The organism is Aneurinibacillus uraniidurans (assembly GCF_028471905.1).
Classification (GTDB): domain Bacteria; phylum Bacillota; class Bacilli; order Aneurinibacillales; family Aneurinibacillaceae; genus Aneurinibacillus; species Aneurinibacillus uraniidurans.
In genome coordinates this window covers 3,232,501-3,242,500 of sequence record NZ_CP116902.1, presented here as the reverse complement: position 1 = coordinate 3,242,500, position 10,000 = coordinate 3,232,501, and the positions used below count along the sequence as shown (strand labels likewise).

Sequence of the window (10,000 nt, the reverse complement as noted above, 5' to 3'; positions counted from 1 at the left end):
TTAATAAATTATTTAAAACGAGAATCATTCTTGGTTCGGAAAGAGGTACTGACTATGTCCGCTACCGCTTTGCAAGAGGCACTCACAAAGCTTAGGGATGCCGGGGTGCGGATGACTCCGCAACGTCATGCAATTTTAACATATTTGCTGGAAACAATGTCTCATCCCACAGTTGATGAAATATATAAATCGCTAGAGGGAAAGTTCCCAAACATGAGTATTGCAACAGTATATAATAACTTACGTACATTTAAGGAAGCTGGCCTCGTTCGTGAACTTACTTATGGAGATAATTCAAGTAGATTTGATGCCAATATGCTTGAACACTATCATGCAGTTTGTGTTAAATGTGGGTCAGTCGAAGACTTTCATTATCCGTCTTTGTATGAGGTAGAAGAGCAGGCAGCTATTAGTACAGGATTTCAAATAGAAACACATCGCATGGAAGTATACGGTATATGCTCGTGCTGTCAAATTAAGAACTAAACCTGGAACTCGTACGCAGGGTAAACATCGTCTCTTTATGGGGAGGGTGTTTTTTTTGCCTTGATGAGGAGGGACTCGAAATTTAAGGAGGACTTAAGTTAGCGATTTTCCAATACATGCTATAATATCAGAGGACTTTATACTCTGTATGGACAGAATGAGGTGACAACATGTTGGCGATGCCGGACATTTCGATGAAAAAAATTTTGTTAATTGATGATGAAGAAGATATATTGCAATTGTTAGAAACAGTGTTAAAAAAAGAAGGATTCTCTTTGATTTATAAAGCATCTACCGGTCAACAAGGGATTGAATTGTGTCGAGTGGAACAACCGGATCACATTGTGCTTGATATTATGCTGCCGGATATGGATGGGTTTGAAGTGTGTCGCCGTTTACGTGAAATGACGATTGCACCGATTTTTTTTCTGTCTGCGAAAAATGAAGATACAGATAAAATATTGGGGATAGGGATCGGTGGGGATGATTATATGACGAAGCCGTTCAGTCCGAAAGAAGTAGCGTATAAAATGAAAGCATACTTTCGTAGACATCAGCATTTTCAGCAGCAAGAAGTGTCGTATACCTTTGGGGATATTGAAGTGGATGAGAAGTGCGGTGAAGTTCGGAAAGCAGGTAAACGGGTCGTGCTGACCGCGAAAGAATATCAACTGCTGAGCTTTCTTGCTCGTCATCCAAATCAGATTTTTAGCAAAAGCAGGTTATACGAAGCCGTATGGGAAGAAGAATATTTAGGATATGACAATACGATTATGGTTCATATCCGGCATTTACGTGAGAAATTGGAGGATAATCCATCTGAACCGGTTTATATTGTAACGGTGCGCGGACTTGGGTATAAATTACGAAGCGGGAGAGCGGGTGAATGAAATGGAAAATGATTAGCCTGTTTCTTGTGCCCCTCGCGCTGATGACGGTCGCATTTACATTTATTAATTTGGCGGCCGCTTTTTATTTTTTATCAGCAGACGGCGATCCGAAGCTTGTGTCTGAAAAATCTGTGCGCGAGTTTCAACGCTATATTGCATTTGCTAATGGAAAGCCGATGGTGGTACCGCAAGGACAAACACTGTTGAAGAAGGAAAAAGCCTGGATTCAGATCCTCGATCCTTATGGAACGGAAGTATACAGTCTGAACAAGCCTGCTTCTGTGCCTGTTCATTATACACCGGGAGAAATTGTACATTATCACAGATATGATGGCTCTATTGAGGGGACGAGTATATACGTAAGCTGGGTGAAACAAAATGGAGTGAAGTGGAGCTATGTGATTGGTTTTTCTTATGAGAAAATTGCCAAATATACCGTATACTTCAGTCCGGCTAAAATTTCTGGTTTTTGGAAAGAAGGCATTCTTGCTGTTTTAGGGCTTACGCTGCTGATGGTACTGACGATTGGCTATTTTTCTAGTCGAAAACTAACGCGTCCACTCGTTACCATCATTCAGGGGATTCAGGTGCTCGCACGCGGACAGTATGAAGTAAGGTATCAGCCCAAAGGGTTATATCGCGATGTCTATCAAAGCTTAAATCAGCTATCGGATGCGCTTCAGGAGAATGAACGGCAGCGTGCAAGACTAGAGAAGATGCGAGAAGAATGGGTGACAAATCTTTCACATGATATTAAGACACCGCTTGCTTCGATCAAAGGGTACAGCGAAGTACTAGCTAATCCAGATTATGAGATCACGCCTGACGAACGACAAAAATACGTGGATATCATTCTCGGAAAAACACAGTACATGGAAAAGCTGCTTGATGATTTACGTCTTACATACCAATTAAAAAATAATGTGCTTCCACTTCAGAAAAAAGAAGGAAATATCGTTGATGTCGTACGCGAAGTCGTCATTGATGTATTAAACACCCCCCGGTATGCGGAGCGGGAAATTGAATTTATGACGGATACCGAATATGTCGGGTTTACATTTGATCCGCGTTTTTTGACGAGGGCATTTACGAATCTGATCTATAATGCAGTGATTCATAATTCACCGGACACACGTATTGTGATTCGTATCACCGAGCAGAAGGAAAAGATAGGCATAGAAGTTGAAGATAACGGAAAAGGCATGACGGCCGAGGATGTAGAGAGTTTGTTTACCCGTTATTACCGAGGGACAAGTACGAATGAGCAGCATCAGGGATCAGGACTTGGGATGGCAATCGCCAAACAGATTATCGAAGCACATCAGGGGAAAATTGACGTGATGAGTCAGGTGGGAAAAGGAACGAATATATATGTCTCATTTTTAAAGATAACCGATAGTACGAAAAATACAAAAGCCTGACCTATTGCTCTATAGAAAAATAGGTCAGGCTTTTCATGTATTTATAAACAAAAAAATGAACGCAAAATCAAATTCCAGCCAATATCAAGTGAATAAAGCAAAAAGAGGAGAGGGAAAGGTGAGAGAGACAAACGAAGAAGAAGTTAATGTACTGATTCATCAGTCGCTTACGGGAGACAAAACTGCGTTTAGTCAGCTTTATGACCGAACCATCCGTGATGTAATGGGAACCGTTCGCTTCTTATTAGAGGATCGCACTGTGATGGAAGATGTTGTGCAGGAAATCTATATTGAAGTGTATCGATCGCTGGCGAAATTTGATTCCACGCGTTCTTTTCGTTCATGGGTAACTGGAATTGCGGTGCGGCAGGTTCATAATTATCGGCGTAAAACATGGCGGTTATTTCGCTTACTGGAGAAAAAGCAGCGATATACATCAGTGGAAGTGGAGCCGGATGTGGCGAATGCTATAGCAGATAAGCTAGAACACCAGCAGTGGATCGAGCAGATTCAAGAGTTACCTTATAAGTATAAGCAGGTCATTGTCCTTCGCTATCTTCATGAGTATTCGCAGGATGAAATTGCCCACATTCTAGGCATCCCTGTCGGTACGGTTAAATCGAGAATTCATTCTGCACTACAAAAACTAAGAAAAAAACAAACGAATGCTACACATTTCTTCGGAGAGGCAGGGGAGCGCCATGGAGTTTGAAAAGCAGATTCAACAAGCGTTGCGAGTAGAAGTCGATCAGATGATGGATAACGAAAAGATGAAGCAGAATGTGCTGAAAAATATTCCATATAAAAAGAGGGATGTGCCGATGAAAAAGCGTGTCATGGCTGTGATGATAGCGATAGGGATTATGGTTCCAACGGCGGGATTTGCAGGGTATTCGTATTTGGCTGATCATATCTTTGAGTCAAAGGCGAATTTTCTTTCTCAAGGTGGTACAAGCGCAGAGTATGAACAGATTGAAGAGAAGCTGAAAGAAGCGAAAAAAGTGTTGAATCAACAGGAATACGAGCAGATGGAACGCTTGTTGCGTGAAGTGGCACACTATCATAAGAAGATGATCGAAGGGAGTGGGAAACTGGATCCCAATCAGTTAAGTGCAGCGGAGCGGGAGAGGTATGAACAATTGGAGAAAGAACTTGCCCCTTATTCAGAGAAAATGATGCAGGTGGACCCGGCTCAGCAAGATTTACGGCTGCTAACATTGGAAGAGTCACAGAAACTGCTGGAATTTCCTGTCCATACCCCTACTTACGTTCCGCAGGGATATAAGTTGTCGAATGCAGTCGGTGCCGCGAGTGTAAAGGACAAGAATGAGAAGCCAACTATTAATATGTACTATGAAAAGGAAGGTGTAGGATTAAGCATTTTTGAGAATGAAATGCAAGATGCTGAGCAGCTAGGGCTGCCGAGTGAGTATGCCAAAACAGAAGAATATACATTGAACGGGTACCGTGCTTTGTTTGGAGTGGGCAAAGATAAAGAAAAGACGTTGTTTGTAGTCATTCCGAAGCAGGGCAATCACAGCATGTACGGCATTCATGTGTCAGGCATGATTAGCAAAGAAGAATTGGAGAAAGTTGCGTTATCGATGATTCAGCCATAAGAGAAGATCGAGAAAAGAGCTTACGTATGCCGCGTAGGCTCTTTTTTTATGTCAGGAAAATTAAGGAGCAATTAAGGAGAGCACAAACCAGCCTTAAGGAAGGAAAGGTACACTGAAACCAGCGAAAACAGGAAGGAGAAATCTGATGAGTACGCTGGTGATTGAAACAGAACATGTAACAAAGAAATTTAAGCAATTTACACCTGTTCATGATTTATCATTACAGGTTAAAAAAGGAGAGGTATACGGTTTTCTTGGTCCGAATGGGGCAGGAAAAACGACAACCATTCGCATGCTGCTTGGGCTTATTACACCTACAAAAGGAGAGGTACGGATTTTTGGGAAATCCCTGCCGCAGAACCGCTTGGAGATTGCACGTAAAGTGGGTTCGCTCGTAGAATCCCCTTCGTATTATGGCCACTTGACCGGATACGAGAATCTTGAGGTGACCCGGAAGCTGCTTGGTGCAGACAACAAGGACATTGCACGTGTATTAGAGATCGTCCGTTTGACGGAATGGAAGAATAAAAAAGTAAAAAACTATTCGCTTGGCATGAAGCAGCGCCTTGGAATTGCCCAGGCTTTGCTTGGTCAACCGGAGCTGTTGATTCTTGATGAACCAACGAACGGACTGGACCCGGCCGGGATTCATGAGATTCGTGATCTGATCGTGAACTTACCTGAAAAGATGGGGATCACCGTGCTTGTCTCTAGCCACATTCTGCGTGAAGTGGAATTGATGGCGGATCGAGTGGGAATTATTAACCGAGGTCATTTGCTATTTCAAGGTGAGCTTGCGGAACTGCAGGCCAGAAGTGTGCCAAGGCTGCGGATCGAAACGAATCGGCCGCATGAAGCCGGACAATGGCTGTTGGAAGCGGGATATCGCGTAGAAAGAAAAGAAGCTATGTTGTATGTAGACACAGATAAAAGTAGAGCGGCTGAAATTAATCGCGAGCTTGTGATACGCGGGCATGATATTTGGCATGTAAGCGAGGAAAGAGAATCGCTTGAAGATATCTTCCTGTCTTTGACTAGCGGGGTGGAGAGCATATGAGTGCGCTGATACTGGTAAAAGCGGAGTTATACAAGCAGAAAAAAGGAATCATATGGTGGTTGGCAATTGGGGCGCCACTGATGGTAGCGGTGATGATGCTTCTTGATGTGGGATTTCGCTACGATTATTTAATGGGACGTGGACAAAAGGCTGGACTGGATTCCTGGGGTGTCCTGATTCAGGAGATGATGTATATGTGGGCGACCTTTTGTCCGATGGGGATCACGTTGCTTGCCGCTATTGTGCATTACCGAGAGTTCAGTGAGAATGGGTGGAAGCATTTGCTTAGTCTGCCTGTGAAGCGGTGGAAGGTGTATGTGGCAAAGTGGTTGGTGATTTTGCTGTTTACGTATTTCGCAATTTTTGTATTGAATGTCGGATTATTTGTGGTGGGAAAGGTGCTACATTTTCCTGAACCATTTAATTTGCTGCTTTATGGGCGTTATGCAGGTTATCAAGCACTGGGTGTCCTTGGGATCGTTGGATTTCAGCACTGGTTAAGCTCACGTTTTAAAAATGTGATGATTCCCATTGCGATTGGAGTTGCGTTGAGTATATGTGTGATGTTTCTGGCTCAATCGGAAATGCTTAGTTTTTTCCCCCATGTGGCAATTTTATATTCCATTCCTTTTGAAGATGTAGCGCATAATCGACCCGTATTAGGAGGAATGATCGGCGGCGCGGTATTGCTTTTTCTGGGGATGTGGGAATTTCAGAAACGGGACATTGTGTAAGGAGAGAAGAGGATGAAACAATTGTTGGCTGCTGAGTTTCTTAAACTGCGGCGTTCAGGGATGGTGTGGGTGGCTGTGCTTGTACCGTTGTTTTTGGTTGTGCAGGGCGTGGCGAACTTTTTACGTTATCGGGATACGATGTTTGCGGCAAGCAAGCGGACAGAATGGGAGATTTTATATGAGCAATGTGTAGTTTTCTATCCTTCTATGCTGCTGCCGCTTGTGATTACGATTATACTGGCACTGTTGGCGCGGGTAGAACATAGTCAGAATGGGTGGAAGCACTTGCTTAGTCTGCCGGTGTCACGAAGCCAGGTATATTTGGGAAAACTGATTGTTGGTTGTATGCTCGTACTCCTGAATTTGGTGGTATTAGGAGGCGGAACAATAGTGGGTGGAGTGCTTGCCCACGCGAAAGGGAGTGTTCCGTACGACTTGTTGTTAGGAAGGGGCTTGCTTGCTTTTATTGCTGCACTGCCGATGATTGCGATTCAGTTTGTGCTGAGTTTCCGATTTTCGCATATCGGGATTCCGTTAGCGCTTGGCACAGCATTCGCAGCGCCAACAATTTTTGCGGCGAATTCGGAACATCTCTGGATTTTTTATCCTTGGACGTATCCGGTGATGACGCTTTTTGGTCCGGGGATGGGGCAATTTGATAAAGGGATGATGATGTACGGATTGGCAATTGTGATTTTTTTACTTGTTATTTTTTGCGGGCTTTTTGAGTTTAAAAAACGAGATATGGTTTGAAGAAAAGGAGACGCAGAAGGGTGTGTGTCTCCTTTTTAGATTTATAGTTTTTGACATGATTCGCTTGTACGACTGTTTTCTCATTGAAAGGTCAGGTACAATGGAGGATATGTTCAACGTATAGATTCCAGCACCGGCATGGAATGATTTCAAAAAAAAGCCCCTTCAATATACGTTGAAGGGGCAAAGAAGGATATAGTTAGTACCTCAGGAAGAGTAAAAGAAATGTACATTCTTATAATAATTTTATATTAACACTATGTCAATGATATAATGGTATTTATTTAGTGATGTAGAAAAAAATTATAGTAAGCAAGAGGACTAAAAAGCGGTAAGAGAGGAGTTTTGGTAAATATATGAAAAATATTCTTATGTCTACGTTGCCGGGAAAAGAAGGAAGCGAATCGGTGAAATCTATTGTTCGTGTTGTCCCACATAGTAAGCAAAGCGTATTTACCGATGGTTTTGATGAACTCTATGTAGTTGTAGTCGATGGTTTTCACAATGAGATAATCATAAAAAACATACTGTATAAGCAATCAAACATACAGGTTCGGTGGATGGACAAGGACTATTTTGTACATATTATTCAGCAGCGGTCTCAACGCCGCTTTGTACAGTGGGTGCTGCAAGGAGAAATAGTTTATGATCACGACTGCTTGATTAAAAGTATTCGTGAGAAGTTCCACGCACACCCTTCAGATTTTCAAAAACGAAAAATTTGTATTGAGTTTACGTACTTTTTACGACAATATCTTGAGGCGAAGGAATATGTGGAGAGCGGACATTTTCTGGATGCATATGGCAGCATGATTCGTGCCTTGCATCACTGGGCCAGACTTTCTATTATCCAAGAAGGTCAAATTCCGGAGACGATTGTATGGAAGCAAGTTCAAAGTATTGATTATGCTATATACAAGCTTTATGAAGAGTTAGTTACGACCAGCGATCCACTAGAGAAGCGATTAGAACTTCTTTTGTTAGCAAGTGAATTTTCTATGGTTTCAAAAATAAAGGAGTACAGTGAGTTTTTGCTGATGATTATTGAAAGTCGAAGCGAAGCTTGGTCGGTTAATGAAATTCTCAATCATCCTGATTTTCAAGGGGAACAGACAGCACTTATTCTCCTTCTTGAAAAACTTGTAAAGCGTTCATTATTAAAAGAAGTGCAGGTTCTAACTGAATATGGCATTGAAAGAAAATACAGCATCTCGTAGTTACATACTTTTAATTTGATGTATCGACATGGTTTGATAGCTTGAGGTAGGCGATGAACGAGAAAAATTGGGAACTTTCTTTCTCTCACAACTACTACCCAAAATATCAAAATATCAAAGGTGATTTATATAATTTTTTGCAGATCAGCTTTGAGAAGAATATTTTAATGAATTTTGTTTATCATATTGACTTTCATTGAACATATGTGATAAATTAGTTTTTGTCGCTGTGAAAAAAAGCGACTCACGAATAAAAACAAAGAAACTTTTAAAAAAAGCTTGCAAAAATAAAGTTAGTTTGATAAGATATAAAAGTCGCCGCTGAGATGAAGCGGATGACAACGAAGTTCCTTGAAAACTGAACAGTGAAACTCGAGTGTGCGAGTTCAATCAATTTCGATTTAATTATAAGCTAGCTTTCGAGCTCAGCGAATCATCTTTTCAACTTTATTGGAGAGTTTGATCCTGGCTCAGGACGAACGCTGGCGGCGTGCCTAATACATGCAAGTCGAGCGGACAGATGGAGTGCTTGCACTCCTGATGTTAGCGGCGGACGGGTGAGTAACACGTAGGCAACCTGCCCGACAGACAGGGATAACTCCGGGAAACCGGTGCTAATACCTGATAGGCAGCAAGGAGGCATCTCCTTGCTGGGAAAGACCATGAGTCACTGTCGGATGGGCCTGCGGCGCATTAGCTAGTTGGTGGGGTAGAGGCCTACCAAGGCGACGATGCGTAGCCGACCTGAGAGGGTGATCGGCCACACTGGGACTGAGACACGGCCCAGACTCCTACGGGAGGCAGCAGTAGGGAATCTTCCGCAATGGACGAAAGTCTGACGGAGCAACGCCGCGTGAACGAAGAAGGTTTTCGGATCGTAAAGTTCTGTTGTAAGGGACGAACCGCCGGGATGACCTCCCGGTCTGACGGTACCTTACGAGAAAGCCCCGGCTAACTACGTGCCAGCAGCCGCGGTAATACGTAGGGGGCAAGCGTTGTCCGGAATTATTGGGCGTAAAGCGCGCGCAGGCGGTTTTCTAAGTTAGGTGTGAAAGCCCACGGCTCAACCGTGGAGGGCCACCTAAAACTGGGAGACTTGAGTGCAGGAGAGGAGAGCGGAATTCCACGTGTAGCGGTGAAATGCGTAGAGATGTGGAGGAACACCCGTGGCGAAGGCGGCTCTCTGGCCTGTAACTGACGCTGAGGCGCGAAAGCGTGGGGAGCAAACAGGATTAGATACCCTGGTAGTCCACGCCGTAAACGATGAGTGCTAGGTGTTGGGGACTCCAATCCTCAGTGCCGCAGCTAACGCAATAAGCACTCCGCCTGGGGAGTACGGCCGCAAGGCTGAAACTCAAAGGAATTGACGGGGACCCGCACAAGCGGTGGAGCATGTGGTTTAATTCGAAGCAACGCGAAGAACCTTACCAGGGCTTGACATCCCTCTGAAATCTCTAGAGATAGAGGCTCCCTTCGGGGCAGAGGTGACAGGTGGTGCATGGTTGTCGTCAGCTCGTGTCGTGAGATGTTGGGTTAAGTCCCGCAACGAGCGCAACCCTTGTCCTTAGTTGCCAGCATTTAGTTGGGCACTCTAGGGAGACTGCCGTCGACAAGACGGAGGAAGGTGGGGATGACGTCAAATCATCATGCCCCTTATGTCCTGGGCTACACACGTGCTACAATGGATGGAACAACGGGCCGCCAACTCGCGAGAGTGAGCAAATCCCTGAAAACCATTCTCAGTTCGGATTGCAGGCTGCAACTCGCCTGCATGAAGCCGGAATCGCTAGTAATCGCGGATCAGCATGCCGCGGTGAATACGT

General features: G+C 43.9%; 9 protein-coding genes and 1 rRNA gene (1 of these 10 cut by a window edge). All 10 read left to right on the top strand.

All coding sequences use genetic code 11. The features are described 5' to 3' along the window. Positions 1–54: 54 nt before the first annotated feature. Positions 55–486: a Fur family transcriptional regulator gene (locus tag PO771_RS16200; RefSeq protein WP_272560680.1), complete on the top strand. Its 432-nt coding sequence runs from the start codon at positions 55–57 to the stop codon at positions 484–486. A gap of 170 nt (positions 487–656) precedes the next feature. Beyond that, a complete protein-coding gene (locus PO771_RS16195; protein WP_272560679.1) occupies positions 657–1,376 on the top strand; it encodes a response regulator transcription factor in 720 nt (239 codons plus the stop codon). Then, positions 1,373–2,797 carry a HAMP domain-containing sensor histidine kinase gene (locus PO771_RS16190; protein WP_272560678.1) on the top strand — a complete coding sequence of 475 codons (1,425 nt, stop codon included), beginning with the start codon at positions 1,373–1,375 and terminating at the stop codon, positions 2,795–2,797. The genes PO771_RS16195 and PO771_RS16190 overlap by 4 nt, the downstream gene beginning before the upstream one ends. 118 nt (positions 2,798–2,915) lie before the next feature. Beyond that, entirely contained in the window at positions 2,916–3,509 is a 594-nt protein-coding gene (locus tag PO771_RS16185) for a sigma-70 family RNA polymerase sigma factor (RefSeq protein WP_272560677.1), read from the top strand. Next, the gene (locus PO771_RS16180; RefSeq protein WP_272560676.1) at positions 3,499–4,416 is read left to right on the top strand and encodes a DUF3600 domain-containing protein; all 918 of its coding nucleotides are present in this window, start codon (positions 3,499–3,501) and stop codon (positions 4,414–4,416) included. Before PO771_RS16185 ends, PO771_RS16180 begins: the two co-directional genes overlap by 11 nt. Positions 4,417–4,561: 145 nt before the next feature. Further along, complete coding sequence (locus PO771_RS16175; RefSeq protein ID WP_272560675.1) at positions 4,562–5,473, top strand: ABC transporter ATP-binding protein; 912 nt, start codon at positions 4,562–4,564, stop codon at positions 5,471–5,473. Next, the gene (locus PO771_RS16170; RefSeq protein ID WP_272560674.1) at positions 5,470–6,207 is read left to right on the top strand and encodes an ABC transporter permease; all 738 of its coding nucleotides are present in this window, start codon (positions 5,470–5,472) and stop codon (positions 6,205–6,207) included. The genes PO771_RS16175 and PO771_RS16170 overlap by 4 nt, the downstream gene beginning before the upstream one ends. A 12-nt stretch (positions 6,208–6,219) precedes the next feature. Further along, on the top strand, positions 6,220–6,960 hold the full coding sequence (locus PO771_RS16165) for an ABC transporter permease (protein ID WP_272560673.1): 741 nt from the start codon (positions 6,220–6,222) through the stop codon (positions 6,958–6,960). Positions 6,961–7,316: 356 nt separating this feature from the next. Further along, complete coding sequence (locus PO771_RS16160) at positions 7,317–8,177, top strand: nucleotidyltransferase-like protein (protein WP_272560672.1); 861 nt, start codon at positions 7,317–7,319, stop codon at positions 8,175–8,177. Positions 8,178–8,624: 447 nt separating this feature from the next. Continuing rightward, positions 8,625–10,000, top strand: a 16S ribosomal RNA gene (locus tag PO771_RS16155) (it continues 162 nt past the right edge of the window).

Coding starts and splice junctions, on each gene's coding strand:
- PO771_RS16200 (WP_272560680.1), top strand. CDS start 55: ATGTCCGCTACCGCTTTGCAAGAGGCACTCACAAAGCTTAGGGATGCC.
- PO771_RS16195 (WP_272560679.1), top strand. CDS start 657: ATGTTGGCGATGCCGGACATTTCGATGAAAAAAATTTTGTTAATTGAT.
- PO771_RS16190 (WP_272560678.1), top strand. CDS start 1,373: ATGAAATGGAAAATGATTAGCCTGTTTCTTGTGCCCCTCGCGCTGATG.
- PO771_RS16180 (WP_272560676.1), top strand. CDS start 3,499: ATGGAGTTTGAAAAGCAGATTCAACAAGCGTTGCGAGTAGAAGTCGAT.
- PO771_RS16175 (WP_272560675.1), top strand. CDS start 4,562: ATGAGTACGCTGGTGATTGAAACAGAACATGTAACAAAGAAATTTAAG.
- PO771_RS16170 (WP_272560674.1), top strand. CDS start 5,470: ATGAGTGCGCTGATACTGGTAAAAGCGGAGTTATACAAGCAGAAAAAA.
- PO771_RS16165 (WP_272560673.1), top strand. CDS start 6,220: ATGAAACAATTGTTGGCTGCTGAGTTTCTTAAACTGCGGCGTTCAGGG.
- PO771_RS16160 (WP_272560672.1), top strand. CDS start 7,317: ATGAAAAATATTCTTATGTCTACGTTGCCGGGAAAAGAAGGAAGCGAA.